Origin of the sequence: Salmonella sp. 32100201201700099SM (genome assembly GCF_017572645.1) — a bacterium.
In the GTDB taxonomy this organism is placed as follows: domain Bacteria; phylum Pseudomonadota; class Gammaproteobacteria; order Enterobacterales; family Enterobacteriaceae; genus Salmonella; species Salmonella enterica.
Map to the genome: position 1 here is coordinate 41,184 of NZ_JAGERQ010000011.1, position 17,489 is coordinate 58,672.

Consider the following 17,489-nt stretch of genomic DNA (forward strand, 5'->3'; position numbering starts at 1 on the left):
TATGCAAACTGATCCGCGCTCCCTTATCGTAATGTGTATACTACCCGACGAAATTTCAAGTCAGGAAGATACTATGTCCGTCGCGCACGTTGCCTTGCCCGTTCCGCTTCCCCGAACCTTTGATTACCTGCTGCCGGAAGGCGGGGTCGCCAAAGCCGGGTGCCGCGTGCGCGTGCCGTTCGGCAAGCAGCAAGAGCGCGTGGGCATTGTCGTCTCGGTTAGCGACCACAGCGAATTGCCGCTTGATGAATTAAAATCGGTCATTGAAATCCTGGATAACGAGCCAATCTTTTCTCCCTCCATCTGGCGCTTACTCCTCTGGGCGGCGGATTACTACCACCATCCCCTCGGCGACGTTCTGTTTCACGCTCTGCCGGTTTTACTGCGTCAGGGAAAACCAGCCAGCAACGCGCCCCTATGGTATTGGTTCGCCACCGAAGAGGGGCAAGCCGTCGACATCAACAGCTTGAAACGCTCCGCCAAACAACAACAGGCGCTGGCGGCGCTGCGGCAAGGAAAGATCTGGCGCTATCAGGTAGCCGAGCTTGATTTTACTGACGCCACGCTGCAAACGCTGCGGCGTAAGGGGCTTTGTGAGCTTGCCAGTGAAACGCCCGCGTTTACCGACTGGCGGGAGCATTATGCCGTCGCAGGAGAGCGCCTGCGGCTAAATACCGAACAGGCGACAGCAGTCGGCGCAATTCACAGCGCGTCGGACGGTTTCTCCGCCTGGTTGCTGGCAGGCGTAACCGGTTCCGGCAAGACCGAAGTGTATCTGAGCGTGCTGGAAAACGTCCTCGCCCAGGGCAAACAGGCGCTGGTGATGGTGCCGGAAATCGGCCTGACGCCGCAAACGATCGCCCGTTTTCGCGAACGTTTTAACGCGCCGGTGGAAGTGCTGCATTCCGGGCTAAACGACAGCGAGCGTCTTTCGGCATGGCTGAAAGCGAAAAACGGCGAAGCGGCGATTGTCATCGGCACGCGCTCCTCGCTGTTTACGCCGTTTAAAAATCTTGGCGTAATTGTCATCGACGAAGAGCACGACAGATCTTATAAACAGCAGGAAGGGTGGCGCTACCATGCCCGCGATTTGGCTGTGTATCGCGCCCATAGCGAGCAGATCCCGATTATTCTCGGCTCCGCCACCCCAGCCCTGGAAACGCTATGCAACGTGCGGCAGAAAAAATACCGGATGCTGCGTCTGACGCGGCGCGCAGGCAACGCCCGCCCAGCCCTGCAGCATGTGCTGGATTTAAAAGGCCAGCGTCTTCAGGCGGGACTGGCGCCCGCCCTTATCGCCCGTATGCGCCAACATCTCCAGGCCGACAATCAGGTAATTTTATTTCTTAACCGCCGGGGATTCGCGCCCGCGCTGCTTTGCCACGACTGCGGCTGGATTGCGGAGTGCCCGCGTTGCGATCACTACTACACGCTGCACCAGGCGCAGCATCATTTACGCTGTCATCACTGCGACAGCCAACGTCCGGTACCGCGTCAGTGCCCCTCCTGCGGCTCCACACATATGCTACCGGTTGGGTTAGGGACGGAACAGTTGGAGCAGGTGCTGGCGCCCTTCTTCCCCGGCGTGCCGATCTCACGAATCGACCGTGATACCACCAGTCGTAAAGGCGCGCTGGAGCAGCATCTGGCGGAAGTTCACCGCGGTGGAGCGCGCATTCTGATAGGCACACAAATGCTGGCGAAAGGCCATCACTTTCCGGACGTCACGCTGGTGGCGTTGCTGGACGTCGATGGCGCGCTTTTTTCCGCAGATTTTCGTTCGGCGGAACGCTTTGCCCAGCTCTACACTCAGGTTTCCGGCCGCGCCGGGCGCGCGGGCAAACAGGGCGAAGTGGTGCTCCAAACGCACCATCCTGAACATCCCCTGCTGCAAACGTTACTGTATAAAGGCTATGATGCGTTTGCGGAACAGGCGCTGGCGGAACGGCAAACGCTCCAGCTTCCGCCGTGGACCAGCCATGTCATTATTCGCGCAGAGGATCACAACAATCAGCAGGCGCCCGTCTTTCTCCAGCAGTTGCGTAATCTGATTCAGGCCAGCCCGCTATCAGACGATAAGCTGTGGATCTTAGGTCCGGTTCCGGCCCTCGCGCCAAAACGCGGCGGCCGCTATCGCTGGCAAATTTTACTTCAGCATCCTTCACGGATTCGCCTGCAACACATCATCAGCGGCACGCTGGCGTTGATCAATACGCTCCCGGAAGCGCGGAAAGTTAAATGGGTTCTGGACGTCGATCCGATTGAAGGATAGTCCTCACGATGCGAGGCGGATCGTAAAATTAAAGATCCATCACACTTTTTATGAAAATTCTGTAACCGCTTCCACGCACTATCTGATAAAAATGTTTTCGATGAGTGTTACCAGGGATAGATCTGCGCCAGCAGTTCCCAGGCGAGGAGAAAGAGTGAAATCGAACAAGCAGGTTACTGCCGCTACGATGAAGGATGTTGCGTTGAAGGCGAAAGTCTCTACGGCAACCGTATCCCGCGCGTTAATGAACCCCGATAAAGTCTCCCAGTCGACCCGTAGCCGGGTTGAACAGGCCGCGCTTGAAGTGGGTTATTTCCCGCAGTCGATGGGGCGAAATGTAAAACGCAATGAATCCCGTACGATTCTGGTGATTGTCCCGGATATTTGCGATCCCTTCTTCAGTGAAATTATCCGCGGTATCGAAGTGACCGCGGCAGAACAGGGGTATCTGGTGCTGATTGGCGATTGCGCCCATCAAAACCAGAAAGAAAAAACCTTTCTTAATCTCATCATCACCAAACAGATCGACGGCATGGTACTTCTCAGTTCCCGACTGCCCTTTGACGCCAGCGTTGAGGAGCAGCGCAATTTGCCTCCGATGGTGATGTCGAATGAGTTTGCGCCGGAGCTTGAACTGCCGACGGTACATATCGATAACCTGACCGCCGCGTTCAATGCCATGAACTACCTGTTGGATTTGGGCCACAAGCGGATTGGTTGTATTGCGGGGCCGGAAGATATGCCGCTCTGTCACTATCGCTTACAAGGTTACGTACAGGCATTAAGACGCAGTGGCATTGTGGTCGATCTGCATTACATCGCCCGTGGCGACTTTACCTTTGAAGCCGGGGCAAACGCATTAAAGCAGTTGCTTGAGCAACCGTTGCCGCCTACCGCCGTCTTTTGTCATAGCGACGTAATGGCGCTGGGCGCCCTCTCCTGGGCCAAGCGCCAGGGTCTGAAAGTGCCTGACGATCTGTCGATTATCGGCTTTGACAATATCGCGCTGGCCGAGTTTTGCGACCCTCCGTTGACAACCGTGGCGCAGCCGCGTTTTGACATTGGTCGCGAGGCGATGCTGCTGTTGCTCGATCAGATGCAGGGGCAAAATGTGAGCAGCGGCTCGCGTTTAATGGATTGCGAGCTGATTATTCGCGGTTCTACACGCGCTTTACCCTAAAGTAAATAGCTTTAAGACTCACCTGTCTGGTCAAAGGCCCGCCGCTTCAGTAACATGACGGGCTGACGAACGAATAAATACAGCGAAACGATAGTGGCACAACGAGATTATGTACGTCGCGGCCAACCGGCTCCTTCGCGGCGCAAAAAGAGCACCTCACAGAACTCACGGAAGAAGCAAAGCAACATGCCTGCCGTCTCGCCGGCAATGGTCGCGATTGCGGCAGCCGTCCTTGTGACCTTTATCGGCGGTCTGTACTTCATTACTCACCATAAGAAAGAAGAGTCCGAAACGCTACAAAACCAGAAAGTCACCGGCAATGGGCTTCCGCCAAAACCGGAAGAGCGCTGGCGTTACATCAAAGAGCTGGAAAGTCGCCAGCCGGGCGTGCGTACGCCAACGGAACCGTCCGCCGGCGGCGAAGTCATGAACCCGAATCAGCTCACCAGCGAGCAGCGTCAACTCCTGGAGCAGATGCAGGCGGATATGCGTCAGCAGCCAACGCAACTTAACGAAGTGCCGTGGAACGAGCAGACGCCAGAACAACGCCAGAAAACGCTACAGCGCCAGCGTCAGGCGCAGCAGCAGTGGGCTCAAACGCAGCCTGTTCAGCAACCACGTACGCAGCCGCGGGTAAACGAACAGCCGCAAACGCGCACGGTACAGTCCGCCCCGGCGCAACCCGCGCGCCAAAGTCAGCCGCCGAAGCAGACGGCCTCGCAGCAACCTTATCAGGATTTGCTGCAAACGCCGGCGCATACCAGCGCGGCAGCGCCAAAAGCCGCGCCCATTACGCGCGCGCCTGAAGCGCCGAAGGCGACAGCAGAGAAAAAAGATGAACGTCGCTGGATGGTGCAATGTGGTTCATTCAAAGGCGCCGAGCAGGCAGAAAGCGTCCGCGCTCAGCTGGCGTTTGAAGGCTTTGACTCCAAAATTACCACCAATAACGGCTGGAATCGCGTGGTTATCGGGCCGGTGAAAGGTAAAGAAAATGCCGACAGCACCATTAACCGTCTGAAGATGGCGGGCCATACAAACTGCATTCGACTCGCCACCGGGGGTTGAAACCCTCAAAATCTCCCCCATCTATACTTGCATTATGCCCCGTACGCCGTACGGGGCCGCAATTCAGCATTAGTAACCAAGGGGTCTGCTCGTGACAACAATAGTAAGCGTACGCCGTAACGGCCACGTGGTAATCGCCGGTGATGGTCAGGCCACACTGGGTAACACAGTAATGAAAGGCAACGTGAAGAAAGTCCGCCGCCTCTACAACGACAAGGTCATTGCGGGCTTTGCGGGCGGTACTGCGGATGCATTCACGCTGTTCGAGCTGTTTGAACGTAAACTGGAAATGCATCAGGGGCACCTGGTCAAAGCCGCCGTTGAACTGGCGAAAGACTGGCGTACCGACCGTATGCTACGCAAACTGGAAGCGTTGCTGGCCGTCGCGGATGAAACCGCCTCGCTCATCATCACGGGTAACGGCGATGTCGTGCAACCTGAAAACGATTTAATTGCTATCGGCTCCGGCGGTCCTTATGCCCAGGCTGCCGCTCGCGCTCTGTTGGAAAATACCGAGCTCGGCGCGCGCGAAATTGCTGAAAAGGCGTTGGATATTGCAGGCGATATCTGCATTTACACCAACCATTTCCACACCATTGAAGAATTGACCGCCAAAGCGTAAGGACCTCTCATGTCTGAAATGACCCCACGCGAAATTGTCAGCGAACTGAACAAACACATTATCGGCCAGGATAACGCAAAGCGTTCCGTGGCGATTGCATTGCGTAACCGCTGGCGTCGTATGCAGCTTGATGAAGAGCTGCGCCACGAAGTGACGCCGAAAAATATTCTGATGATTGGCCCGACCGGCGTCGGTAAAACCGAAATCGCCCGTCGTCTGGCAAAACTCGCCAACGCGCCGTTCATTAAAGTCGAAGCCACCAAATTCACCGAAGTGGGCTATGTCGGGAAAGAAGTGGACTCTATCATCCGCGATCTGACCGATGCCGCGGTGAAAATGGTTCGCGTACAGGCTATCGAGAAAAACCGCTATCGTGCGGAAGAGTTGGCGGAAGAACGTATTCTCGACGTACTGATCCCACCCGCAAAAAATAACTGGGGCCAGGCCGAACAGCAGCAGGAGCCTTCTGCCGCCCGTCAAACGTTCCGCAAAAAGCTGCGCGAAGGCCAGCTCGACGATAAAGAGATCGAGATTAACCTCGCCGCCGCGCCGATGGGCGTAGAGATTATGGCGCCTCCGGGCATGGAAGAGATGACCAGCCAGTTGCAGTCTATGTTCCAGAACCTGGGCGGTCAGAAACAGAAACCGCGTAAGTTGAAAATTAAAGACGCGATGAAACTGTTGGTTGAAGAAGAGGCTGCTAAGCTGGTCAACCCGGAAGAGCTGAAACAGGACGCTATCGACGCGGTTGAACAGCACGGCATCGTGTTTATCGATGAAATTGACAAAATTTGTAAGCGTGGCGAAACCTCCGGCCCGGATGTTTCACGCGAAGGCGTACAGCGCGACTTACTGCCGCTGGTAGAAGGCTGCACGGTTTCGACCAAACACGGGATGGTCAAAACGGATCATATTCTGTTTATCGCCTCTGGCGCGTTCCAGGTGGCGAAGCCGTCTGATCTGATCCCGGAACTGCAGGGCCGTCTGCCGATTCGCGTTGAACTTCAGGCGCTGACCACCAGCGATTTCGAACGCATTTTGACCGAGCCAAACGCGTCCGTCACCGTGCAGTATAAAGCGCTGATGGCAACTGAAGGCGTCAATATCGAGTTCACCGATTCCGGTATTAAACGTATTGCCGAAGCCGCCTGGCAGGTTAACGAAACCACCGAAAACATCGGCGCGCGCCGTCTGCATACCGTACTGGAGCGTCTGATGGAAGAGATTTCCTATAACGCCAGCGATCTGCACGGCCAAAACATCACAATTGATGCGGAATATGTGAGCAAACATCTGGATGCGCTGGTCGCAGATGAAGATCTAAGCCGTTTTATCTTATAATCGCGTCCAATGCATTTTCATCACTGTTGATGGGGCTGAAAAGCCCCATTTTTATTGGCGCTAAATATGACTGAACAACAACAAATTAGCCGCACCCAGGCCTGGCTGGAAAGCTTACGACCCAAAACCTTACCTCTCGCCTTCGCGGCGATTATCGTCGGTACGGCCCTGGCATGGTGGCAAGGCTATTTCGATCCTCTGGTCGCACTGCTGGCCCTTATCACCGCCGGGCTGCTGCAAATTTTATCCAACCTCGCCAACGATTACGGCGACGCTGTCAAAGGCAGTGATAAACCGGATCGCATCGGGCCGCTGCGGGGGATGCAAAAAGGCGTCATCACCCAGCAGGAGATGAAGCGGGCGTTAATCATTACCGTCGTGCTGATCTGTATCTCCGGACTGGCGCTGGTGGCGGTCGCGTGCCATACGTTAACCGATTTTGTCGGCTTCCTGATTTTGGGCGGGCTGTCGATTATCGCCGCCATCACCTACACCGTGGGTAATCGGCCCTACGGTTATATCGGGCTGGGTGATATCTCTGTTCTGGTATTCTTTGGCTGGCTAAGTGTCATGGGGAGCTGGTATCTTCAGGCGCATACGCTGATTCCGGCGCTGATTCTCCCGGCCACCGCCTGCGGTTTACTGGCGACGGCGGTGCTGAATATTAACAACCTGCGCGATATTAATAGCGACAGAGAGAACGGCAAAAACACCCTTGTAGTACGACTGGGCGATGTCAACGCGCGTCGTTATCACGCCTGCCTGTTGCTAGGCGCGCTGCTCTGTCTGGCGCTGTTTAATCTGCTCTCGCTACACAGTCCGTGGGGATGGTTGTTTATTCTGGCCGCGCCCTTGCTCATTAAACAAGCGCGCTACGTAATGCGCGAAAGGGAGCCTGCGGCAATGCGCCCGATGCTTGAACGTACCGTTAAAGGCGCGTTGTTAACCAACCTGTTATTTGTGATTGGGATACTCTTAAGTCAGTGGGCCGTTTAACTGACAAATATCAATTAACAATTGATGATTTTGCCAACAGTATACTTAGCGCGATATACTAAAAATTCTCGCAGCAACTGAACGTTAAGCCTATGAAATACGATACTTCCGAGCTTTGTGACATCTATCAGGAAGATGTCAACGTCGTGGAACCGCTGTTCTCTAATTTTGGAGGGCGGTCGTCGTTTGGCGGACAAATCATCACGGTAAAATGTTTCGAGGACAACGGGTTGCTGTACGATCTGCTCGAACAAAATGGCCGTGGTCGGGTTCTGCTGGTCGATGGCGGCGGTTCTGTCCGTCGTGCATTAGTCGATGCGGAGCTGGCGCGTCTGGCCACGCAAAATGAATGGGAAGGGCTGGTTATCTATGGCGCGGTGCGTCAGGTGGACGATCTGGAAGAGCTGGACATCGGCATCCAGGCGATCGCCGCCATTCCGGTTGGCGCCGCAGGTGAAGGCATTGGGGAAAGCGATGTGCGCGTCAATTTCGGCGGCGTGACGTTCTTCTCCGGCGATCATCTCTATGCCGACAACACCGGGATTATCCTTTCCGAAGACCCGCTTGATATCGAGTGATCAAAAAAGGCGCCGTAAGGCGCCTTTTTTATGCGTTGTCGCTGATTGCCGGATGTCGGCTTACGCCTTATCCGGCCCACCGGTATCCGCATTCTAAATCCTCTATAGATTTCGCGTCAGGGCAAGGCGGCAAGTAAGTGAATCCCCAGGAGCATAGGCCACTATGTGACTGGGGTGAACGCACGCAGCCAACGCCGCCATAACGTGAAATATGACGAGAATTAGACTTCTTCCATACGACCAAGCAGCGCCTGCAAACGTTCCTGCCAGCCGCTCTGCTGTTCCTTCAGAGAATTATTTTCACGCTCGAGTTCTTCACGCTGATGCTGTGCAGACTGCACTTCCTGCGTCAGGCTGTTGTTCTTTTCTTTCAGCTCTTCAATTTCCATCTGTAACAGGGTGATGGTGTCAATCGCCTGCTGTACTTTTGCTTCCAGTTTCTCAAACACTTCTAAAGACATGATCTTACCTCTCCTGAATTGCAAGGCGACGCTTCACGTAAACGCGCACAATATATAGTGTCGATTGTATGAAGCCCCGCTCTCGCTGTCCAGCGACATACCGCGTAGATCGCGGTTTGCAGCAATTTTCATCCATCTCCTGGTAACATTCATTCAATAACTTAAAAGTGTTAACATATTGGTTAATGAAATGATTCAATTCACTCTCTTCTGCTGTCTCAAAATGCGCCTCATGGCGCGATAACGCTCATTTTATTGACGCAGTACACACATTTTGATTTCGATATTTCTCGTTTTTGCTCGTTAACGATAAATTAACAGTGTGCCTACAGGGCATCGTGGATGTCCATGACCTCCTCGCATACCAATAAACATTACATACTCTTCAGGATCCGATTATGAGTCAAACATCAACCTTAAAAGGCCAGTGCATTGCTGAATTCCTCGGTACCGGGTTGTTGATTTTTTTCGGTGTGGGTTGTGTCGCTGCGCTTAAAGTTGCCGGAGCTACTTTTGGACAGTGGGAGATCAGCGTCATCTGGGGTCTGGGAGTAGCGATGGCTATCTACCTGACGGCAGGTGTTTCTGGCGCACACCTGAACCCGGCAGTGACCATCGCACTCTGGCTATTTGCCTGTTTCGACAAACGTAAAGTTGTTCCTTTTATTATTTCTCAAGTTGCCGGCGCCTTTTGCGCAGCGGCGTTAGTTTACGGGCTTTATTACAATCTTTTTGTGGACTTCGAACAAACCCACCATATCGTCCGTGGCAGCGTTGAAAGTCTCGATCTCGCAGGCATTTTCTCAACTTACCCGAATCCTCATATCAATTTTGTGCAGGCCTTCGCGGTTGAAATGGTGATTACCGCTATTCTGATGGGGCTGATTCTGGCGCTGACCGACGACGGCAACGGCGTACCTCGCGGTCCGCTTGCGCCACTGCTCATTGGTTTACTGATCGCCGTTATCGGTGCCTCTATGGGGCCGTTGACCGGGTTTGCGATGAATCCGGCGCGTGACTTTGGCCCCAAAATGTTCGCCGGGCTTGCCGGCTGGGGTGAAATTGCGTTTACCGGCGGTAGAGACATTCCTTACTTCCTGGTGCCGCTGTTTGGCCCCATCGTCGGCGCCATTCTGGGCGCGTTTGCTTATCGCAAATTTATTGGCCGTCATTTGCCGTGCGATACCTGCGTCGTGGAAGAGAAGGACTCCACCGCGACCACACAACAAAATGCTTCGCTGTAATCTGATTACGGGACAAAATTATGACTGAAAAAAAATATATCGTTGCGCTCGACCAGGGTACCACCAGCTCCCGCGCGGTCGTTATGGATCATGACGCGAATATCGTCAGCGTATCACAGCGTGAATTTGAGCAAATTTATCCTAAGCCAGGCTGGGTAGAACACGACCCGATGGAAATTTGGGCGTCCCAAAGCTCAACGCTGGTAGAAGTGCTGGCTAAGGCCGATATCAGTTCCGATCAGATTGCCGCTATCGGTATCACCAACCAACGTGAAACCGCGATCGTCTGGGAACGTGAAACCGGCAAACCGATATACAACGCTATTGTCTGGCAGTGCCGTCGTACCGCCGATATTTGCGAACAGCTTAAACGCGACGGCCTGGAAGATTACATCCGCGACAATACCGGTCTGGTCGTCGACCCGTACTTCTCTGGCACTAAAGTGAAATGGATCCTTGACCATGTGGAAGGTTCGCGCGAACGCGCGAAGCGTGGCGAGCTGCTGTTCGGTACGGTGGATACCTGGCTTATCTGGAAGATGACGCAGGGCCGCGTCCACGTTACGGATTACACCAACGCCTCACGAACCATGCTGTTCAACATCCATGATTTGGACTGGGACGATAAGATGCTGGACGTGCTGGATATCCCACGCGCGATGCTGCCCCAGGTACGTAAGTCCTCCGAAGTCTACGGCCAGACCAATATTGGCGGTAAAGGCGGTACACGTATTCCTATCGCCGGGATTGCAGGGGATCAGCAGGCCGCGCTATTCGGCCAACTGTGCGTAAAGGAAGGAATGGCAAAGAATACCTACGGCACCGGCTGCTTTATGCTGATGAACACCGGCGAAAAAGCGGTAAAATCGGAAAACGGCCTGCTGACCACCATCGCCTGCGGCCCAAGCGGCGAAGTCAACTATGCGCTGGAAGGCGCGGTGTTTATGGCGGGAGCGTCCATTCAATGGCTGCGTGATGAAATGAAGCTCATCAGCGACGCGTTCGACTCCGAATATTTCGCCACGAAAGTGAAAGATACCAACGGTGTCTACGTGGTTCCGGCCTTCACCGGTCTGGGCGCGCCGTACTGGGACCCGTATGCCCGCGGCGCCATTTTTGGCCTGACCCGCGGCGTGAACTCTAATCACATTATCCGCGCAACGCTCGAATCCATCGCTTACCAGACCCGCGACGTACTGGAAGCGATGCAGGCCGACTCCGGTATCCGCCTGCACGCTCTGCGTGTGGACGGCGGCGCAGTGGCCAACAACTTCCTGATGCAGTTCCAGTCAGATATTCTCGGCACGCGGGTGGAACGCCCGGAAGTGCGCGAAGTGACCGCGCTGGGCGCCGCCTATCTGGCTGGCCTGGCCGTCGGTTACTGGCAGAACCTGGACGAGCTGCAGGAAAAAGCCGTCATTGAGCGAGAATTCCGCCCCGGCATTGAAACTACCGAGCGTAACTACCGTTACAGCGGCTGGAAGAAAGCGGTTAAACGCGCAATGGCGTGGGAAGAGCACGACAAGTAAGGTCGCCATCCGGCAAAATCTTTGTGCGGAGGCAACTCCGCACACACATCAATTATTCCCTCCTTCCCCTGTGCTACACTGCGCGCCACTCCTTTTTGCTACGAGTTTGTTATGAGACGAGAACTTGCCATCGAATTTTCCCGTGTGACCGAAGCGGCGGCGCTGGCTGGCTACAAATGGCTGGGACGCGGCGATAAAAATACCGCGGACGGCGCGGCGGTCAACGCCATGCGTATCATGCTCAACCAGGTCAACATTGACGGCACCATCGTGATTGGCGAAGGCGAAATCGACGAGGCCCCGATGCTCTATATCGGCGAGAAAGTCGGTACTGGTCACGGCGATGCGGTAGATATCGCCGTCGATCCGATTGAGGGCACGCGCATGACGGCGATGGGTCAGGCGAACGCGCTGGCGGTGCTGGCGGTCGGCGATAAAGGCTGTTTCCTGAATGCGCCCGATATGTATATGGAAAAACTGATTGTCGGTCCGGGCGCCAAAGGGGCGATCGATCTCAATCTGCCGCTGGCGGATAACCTGCGCAACATCGCATATGCGCTGGGTAAACCGCTTGGCGATCTGACCGTGACCATTCTGGCAAAACCGCGTCATGACGAGGTCATCGCAGAGATGGCCAAACTGGGCGTACGCGTGTTTGCCATTCCTGACGGCGACGTCGCGGCCTCAATTCTGACCTGTATGCCGGATAGCGAAGTCGACGTGCTGTACGGGATTGGCGGCGCGCCAGAAGGCGTGGTATCCGCAGCGGTGATCCGCGCGCTGGACGGCGATATGCAGGGACGTCTGCTGGCGCGCCATGACGTGAAAGGCGACAGCGAAGAAAACCGCCGCATTGGCGAACAGGAACTGGCGCGCTGCAAAGCAATGGGGATTGAAGCGGGCAAGGCGTTATGCCTGGGCGACATGGCGCGTAGCGATAACGTTATTTTCTCTGCGACCGGCATCACGAAAGGCGATCTGCTGGAAGGAATTAGCCGAAAAGGCCATATCGCCACGACGGAAACGCTGCTGATCCGCGGCAAATCACGCACCATCCGCCGCATTCAGTCTATCCACTATCTTGATCGTAAAGATCCTGATGTGCAGGCGCATATCCTCTAGCGCATTTGTTAGTTAGAGCCTTCCAGCCTCGCGGGGCTGGAAATCTTTCTCCTGACGAACGAAGATAAGGTTAGCGATTCAGAACAGGAGAAAACCATGGCCGATTGGGTAACAGGTAAAGTCACTAAGGTGCAAAACTGGACTGACGCACTGTTCAGCCTGACCGTTCACGCCCCCATTAATCCTTTTACTGCAGGCCAATTTACCAAACTCGGACTGGAGATCGATGGCGAGCGCGTTCAGCGCGCGTATTCCTATGTGAATGCGCCTGACAATCCGAATTTAGAGTTTTATCTGGTGACGGTTCCGCAAGGAAAGCTCAGCCCGCGGCTGGCGGCGCTAAAACTTGGCGATGAGGTGCAAGTGGTCAGCGACGCGTCGGGTTTCTTTGTACTGGATGAAGTGCCTGACTGCGAGACGCTATGGATGCTGGCAACCGGAACCGCTATTGGCCCGTATTTGTCTATTCTGCAATATGGCCAGGATGTCGCGCGCTTTAAAAATCTGGTCTTGGTCCACGCCGCACGCTTCGCCGCCGATTTAAGCTATCTGCCGCTAATGCTGGAACTGCAACAGCGTTATGAAGGCAAGCTGCGCATCCAAACGGTGGTCAGCCGGGAGAGCGTGCCAGGCTCGCTTACCGGACGCGTGCCAGCGCTCATTGAAAACGGCGAGCTGGAAAAAGCCGTTGGATTACCGATGGATAAAGAGACCAGCCACGTCATGCTGTGCGGGAACCCGCAGATGGTGCGCGATACGCAGCAACTGCTGAAAGAGACCCGACAGATGACTAAACATCTGCGCCGCCGACCGGGGCATATGACGGCTGAACATTACTGGTGATGTTTTACCGAATGGCGGCTGGGGCTTATCCGGCCTCCTGCAAATCATCACCAATCTGTAGGCCCGGTAAGCGTCAACGCCACCGGGCAAATTACGGTTTACCGCCCGTTTACGGTTCTGCTTTAAACTTCACGTCCTGTGTCGCTTTCCCAAACTTATTTTCCCCCTGAACACCGACAAATGCGCCCAGATCGATAAGCATCATCACCAGGATCAGCGTCGGAATAAATCGCCCGACGACCCACTGCCACATCCCCGGCAGCATCACCCAGTTTCCGGCCAGCAGCATCCACGCCAGAATCATTAGCAACGCCCACGCGCCGGAGCGTCCCCGGTCATGCAGACGTTTGACCATGACGGCGGCGGTCGGCCACAGCAGGCACACCAGGCAAAATGCCGCCGTTTGGATATCAAGCAGATTTTTCCCCGCCAGCGAAAATAGCGCCAGCATCCCGGCAAACCAGAGGCCGATCCAAATCCAGAAATCACGGCGTCGATACGCCCTTTAAATGAGAATAACCATTGCTGTATGGTCATGTAAGTTCCTTATATTTTGCCTTCCGCTACAGTTTACCCTTTTGACAAGCCCGACAGTTATCGTTTTAATCGTGAGCAATCCTAACGAAAGGTAAGATTGATGAAGCCAGGATGTACTCTGTTTCTACTGTTGTTTTCTGCTCTCACCGCCAGCATAACGGCGCACGCGCAGCTCTCTTCATCGACCACGACAGCGCCCTATCTGCTGGCGGGCTCGCCAACCTTTGATCTTTCTATTAGCCAGTTTCGTGAGAACTTTAACCGCCAGAATCCCGATCTGCCGCTCAATGAATTTCGCGCCATTGAGAATAGCCGCGATAAGGCGAATCTGACCCGCGCCGCCAGTAAGATTAACGAAAATCTGTATGCCTCCACGGCGTTGGAGCGCGGTACGCTCAAAGTGAAAAGTATCCAGATTACCTGGCTGCCCATTCAGGGGCCGGAACAGAAAGCGGCGAAAGCGAAAGCGCTGGAATATATGGCCGCCATTATTCGTACTGTCGCCCCGTTGCTGACAAAAGAGCAAAGCCAGAAAAAACTGCAAAAGATGCTTATCGCCGGTAAAGGTAAACACTATTACGCCGAGACAGAAGGCGCGGTACGTTATGTTGTCGCAGATAACGGCGAAAAGGGGCTGACCTTCGCGGTTGAACCGATTAAGCTGGCGTTATCTGAAAATCTGGAAGGGGCGAATTGATGACAAAAAGCAAAGCCTTTCCGGGGATGAATCTCTATACTGTTTCACAGACCATGCTGCTCTGACGAGCGGCCATCTTCCTTAATTCGCTGACTAAGCGTGGAGAAATGAAATGCGACATCCTTTAGTGATGGGTAACTGGAAACTGAACGGCAGCCGCCACATGGTAAACGAACTGGTGGCTAACCTGCGTAAAGAACTGGCGGGCGTAGCAGGCTGCGACGTGGCAATCGCTCCGCCGGAAATGTATATCGATCTGGCGAAACGCGCTGCTGCCGGCAGCCACATCATGCTGGGCGCGCAGAACGTTGATCTGAATCTGTCTGGCGCATTCACCGGTGAAACTTCGGCTGAAATGCTGAAGGATATCGGCGCGCAGTACATTATTATCGGCCACTCCGAGCGTCGTACTTATCACAAAGAATCTGACGAGCTGATCGCCAAAAAATTCGCCGTACTGAAAGAACAAGGTCTGACGCCGGTACTGTGCATCGGTGAAACCGAAGCGGAAAACGAAGCGGGCAAAACAGAAGAAGTGTGCGCACGCCAGATCGACGCGGTACTGAAAACGCAGGGCGCGGCAGCCTTTGAAGGCGCGGTTATCGCTTACGAACCCGTATGGGCGATCGGTACCGGTAAATCTGCAACTCCTGCGCAGGCTCAGGCAGTGCACAAATTCATCCGTGACCACATTGCTAAAGCTGACGCGAAAATCGCTGAACAGGTCATTATCCAGTACGGCGGTTCTGTTAATGCCTCCAACGCAGCCGAACTGTTCGCGCAGCCGGACATCGACGGCGCACTGGTAGGCGGCGCTTCTCTGAAAGCTGACGCCTTCGCGGTGATCGTGAAAGCAGCAGAAGCTGCTAAACAGGCTTAATTGCCAATCAATGTCTGATGGCGCTGCGCTTATCAGGCCTACCAGCCGAGTGCTTATGTAGGCCTGATAAGGTAAAGCCGCCATCCGGCATTTATGCTGTGGAGGGTAAGAAAGTAGTATCCCCGGCAACCTTAAACATCGCCCTCCAGCTCCGCGTATTCTCAGCCAGCCGATCATCACGAAATAACGCACTACCAGAAACAACACGATCGATGCCCTGTGCAATCAACGAAGGCAATTGATCCTGCGTTAACGACCCATCAATAACGATAATTTTACCTTCGCGTTTATCACCAAGTAGACAGAGAAGCTGCGCCACGCGCTCATGCAAATCACTGGAGCGCATTTTACTGCCGTATCCAGGGTTCACTGCCAGTAGTTGAATAACCTCAACGTCGCTCAGAATAGGGATAATGACATCCAGAGGCGTTGCCGGGCATAAACTAATCCCCCGAATCACCGGCATTTCACCGCCGATAACGGGCACGGTCTGCTGACCAAGCCAGCTTAGCGTATGATGCAGATGAATATCGCCTTCAGCCTGAAGCGTGATGCAGTGTGCGCCCGCCTTCACGCAGGCTTGCGCCGCCGTCCATTGATCCGCTACCATCAAATGAACATCTTTGATAAAGGTTTGCGGCAGTTGCTCAACTGCCCATGGCCCAACGGTAAACTGTGGGCAAAATTGACCATCCATCAAATCCAAATGCAACAGCGGCTGGTTTAACGCTTCCAACTGTTGCAGATAGCGATGCAACGCAATCCACTGCCCTGCCAGAATACCCACACTAAGCGGATATGACGCTAACAATGCCACACATGCTTCGCGCGTTAATCCGGCAAACTGGCTGTTCATGAGCGCTCCTTAAGGCATCAAACCCATAAAAACTTTTTTTGTCCGCGGACCGGTCATCAACGGTTCAAGCTGCTCCACGCAAGTTTTATAGTGTGGCGTTGTCTTGTGAAAAGCGACGGCCTGTTCATCAACGTAGGCTTCATAAATATAAAATCGCGTAGGCACCTGCGGATCCTGCAGAACATCAAAACGCAAGTTACCCGGCTCTTTAATTGAGCCCAGATGATTCTGCCGAAAAACATCGATAAATTGTTCAACCTTGTCATCATGAACGTTAATTTCAACCAGCGTAACGTGCATCATTAACCCCCTGATTATTCCAAATAAAATAACAGTCATCCCCATCTCCTCGCATCGGTAAAAGATGGGGAAGCGATCTCATTTAACCTTTCTCACTCAAAAACAGCTCATAAGCACGCTCTGCTGTTTCGTTATGATGAACGACAGCATGTACCGCTTTAATCATGGCTACCGGATCTTCTGACTGGAATATATTACGCCCCATATCTACGCCAGAAGCCCCCTGGTCAATCGCCTGATAGCACATTTCCAATGCTTCACGTTCAGGCAGTTTTTTACCGCCGGCGATGACAATCGGCACCGGACAACCTGCCGCAATACGCTCAAAACCTTTATCGACATAATACGTTTTGATAATTTGCGCCCCCATTTCCGCAGCGATACGCGTTGCCAGTGAAAAATAACGCTGGTCGCGAGCCATATCTTTACCCACCCCGGTCACTGCCATTATTGGCATCCCGACGCGTAACCCGGCATCAATCAGTTGAATAATATTTTTAATCGACTGATGTTCATGTTCACTACCAATATAAACCTGTGCGGCAGCAGCACAGCTATTCAACCGCACAGCGTCATCCATCGCCACCGCAACCGCCTCATTGCTTAATTCAGTGAGAATAGAATTCGCCCCGGACGCGCGTAAAACGACTGGTTTATTGATTGCCGGAGGTACCACACTGCGTAATATGCCGCGAGTACACATTAAGACATCAGCATATTCAAAGAGCGGCGCAATATTGATATCAATACGCTCAAGTCCGGTTGTCGGCCCCTGGAAATATCCATGGTCAAAGGCCAGCATGACCGTTTTTCTGGTTTTGGGATTAAAAATCCTCGCCAGTCTGGACTGCATTCCCCAATCCAGCGCGCCACAGCCTTTTAATGCGAACAAAGTGTTAGTTTGTGGTTTATCGGTGTGAAAATCTTTGCCATCTTTAATATCATCTAAATCAGCCATTCTTTACT

General features: G+C 53.9%; 17 protein-coding genes and 1 pseudogene. 13 read left to right on the forward strand and 5 right to left on the reverse strand.

All coding sequences use genetic code 11. The features are described from left to right. Positions 1-73 precede the first annotated feature (73 nt). From priA to rraA, 7 genes are all read left to right on the forward strand, one after another. Positions 74-2,272 (forward strand): primosomal protein N', encoded by a 2,199-nt coding sequence (gene priA, locus J4685_RS17220; protein WP_000109390.1) that lies wholly within the window; start codon positions 74-76, stop codon positions 2,270-2,272. Positions 2,273-2,426: 154 nt separating this feature from the next. Continuing rightward, a complete protein-coding gene (gene cytR, locus J4685_RS17225; protein ID WP_000841334.1) occupies positions 2,427-3,452 on the forward strand; it encodes a DNA-binding transcriptional regulator CytR in 1,026 nt (341 codons plus the stop codon). 93 nt (positions 3,453-3,545) lie between these two features. Then, the gene (gene ftsN, locus J4685_RS17230) at positions 3,546-4,517 is read left to right on the forward strand and encodes a cell division protein FtsN (RefSeq protein ID WP_000068784.1); all 972 of its coding nucleotides are present in this window, start codon (positions 3,546-3,548) and stop codon (positions 4,515-4,517) included. 91 nt (positions 4,518-4,608) lie between these two features. Next, a complete protein-coding gene (hslV, locus tag J4685_RS17235; RefSeq protein WP_000208240.1) occupies positions 4,609-5,139 on the forward strand; it encodes an ATP-dependent protease subunit HslV in 531 nt (176 codons plus the stop codon). A gap of 9 nt (positions 5,140-5,148) precedes the next feature. After that, complete coding sequence (gene hslU, locus J4685_RS17240; RefSeq protein WP_001293360.1) at positions 5,149-6,480, forward strand: HslU--HslV peptidase ATPase subunit; 1,332 nt, start codon at positions 5,149-5,151, stop codon at positions 6,478-6,480. Between the two features lie 66 nt (positions 6,481-6,546). Continuing rightward, positions 6,547-7,476: a 1,4-dihydroxy-2-naphthoate polyprenyltransferase gene (gene menA / locus J4685_RS17245; protein ID WP_000139635.1), complete on the forward strand. Its 930-nt coding sequence runs from the start codon at positions 6,547-6,549 to the stop codon at positions 7,474-7,476. Positions 7,477-7,568: 92 nt separating this feature from the next. Then, a complete protein-coding gene (gene rraA / locus J4685_RS17250) occupies positions 7,569-8,054 on the forward strand; it encodes a ribonuclease E activity regulator RraA (RefSeq protein WP_000872918.1) in 486 nt (161 codons plus the stop codon). Positions 8,055-8,275: 221 nt separating this feature from the next. Here the strand turns inward: rraA and zapB are convergent, their stop codons facing one another. After that, the gene (gene zapB / locus J4685_RS17255) at positions 8,276-8,515 is read right to left on the reverse strand and encodes a septal ring assembly protein ZapB (protein ID WP_000051370.1); all 240 of its coding nucleotides are present in this window, start codon (positions 8,513-8,515) and stop codon (positions 8,276-8,278) included. A 398-nt stretch (positions 8,516-8,913) separates the two neighbouring features. Between zapB and J4685_RS17260 the strand changes: the two genes are divergently transcribed. The 4 genes from J4685_RS17260 (at position 8,914) to fpr (ending at position 13,253) form a co-directional block, all read left to right on the forward strand. Then, positions 8,914-9,759, forward strand: coding sequence for an MIP/aquaporin family protein (locus J4685_RS17260; protein ID WP_000084285.1), 846 nt, complete (start codon positions 8,914-8,916; stop codon positions 9,757-9,759). 20 nt (positions 9,760-9,779) lie between these two features. Then, positions 9,780-11,288: a glycerol kinase GlpK gene (gene glpK, locus J4685_RS17265; RefSeq protein ID WP_000136809.1), complete on the forward strand. Its 1,509-nt coding sequence runs from the start codon at positions 9,780-9,782 to the stop codon at positions 11,286-11,288. Between the two features lie 111 nt (positions 11,289-11,399). Beyond that, entirely contained in the window at positions 11,400-12,410 is a 1,011-nt protein-coding gene (glpX, locus tag J4685_RS17270; protein ID WP_001250626.1) for a class II fructose-bisphosphatase, read from the forward strand. Positions 12,411-12,506: 96 nt separating this feature from the next. Further along, entirely contained in the window at positions 12,507-13,253 is a 747-nt protein-coding gene (gene fpr / locus J4685_RS17275; RefSeq protein ID WP_000796291.1) for a ferredoxin--NADP(+) reductase, read from the forward strand. A 109-nt stretch (positions 13,254-13,362) separates the two neighbouring features. Here the strand turns inward: fpr and J4685_RS17280 are convergent. Continuing rightward, positions 13,363-13,790, reverse strand: a pseudogene (locus J4685_RS17280) (DUF805 domain-containing protein). Between the two features lie 100 nt (positions 13,791-13,890). Between J4685_RS17280 and J4685_RS17285 the strand changes: the two are divergent. Beyond that, positions 13,891-14,487, forward strand: coding sequence for a YiiQ family protein (locus tag J4685_RS17285; RefSeq protein ID WP_000802238.1), 597 nt, complete (start codon positions 13,891-13,893; stop codon positions 14,485-14,487). Positions 14,488-14,599: 112 nt separating this feature from the next. Next, positions 14,600-15,367 (forward strand): triose-phosphate isomerase, encoded by a 768-nt coding sequence (gene tpiA, locus J4685_RS17290; RefSeq protein ID WP_001216335.1) that lies wholly within the window; start codon positions 14,600-14,602, stop codon positions 15,365-15,367. A 91-nt stretch (positions 15,368-15,458) separates the two neighbouring features. On the opposite strand, the gene J4685_RS17295 is transcribed toward tpiA, so the two are convergent. The 3 genes from J4685_RS17295 to lsrF form a co-directional block, all read right to left on the reverse strand. Further along, positions 15,459-16,223 carry an epimerase gene (locus tag J4685_RS17295; RefSeq protein WP_001088041.1) on the reverse strand — a complete coding sequence of 255 codons (765 nt, stop codon included), beginning with the start codon at positions 16,221-16,223 and terminating at the stop codon, positions 15,459-15,461. Positions 16,224-16,232: 9 nt separating this feature from the next. Then, complete coding sequence (lsrG, locus tag J4685_RS17300) at positions 16,233-16,523, reverse strand: (4S)-4-hydroxy-5-phosphonooxypentane-2,3-dione isomerase (RefSeq protein WP_001543603.1); 291 nt, start codon at positions 16,521-16,523, stop codon at positions 16,233-16,235. An 82-nt stretch (positions 16,524-16,605) separates the two neighbouring features. Then, the gene (lsrF, locus tag J4685_RS17305; RefSeq protein WP_000774146.1) at positions 16,606-17,481 is read right to left on the reverse strand and encodes a 3-hydroxy-5-phosphonooxypentane-2,4-dione thiolase; all 876 of its coding nucleotides are present in this window, start codon (positions 17,479-17,481) and stop codon (positions 16,606-16,608) included. Positions 17,482-17,489 lie beyond the last annotated feature (8 nt).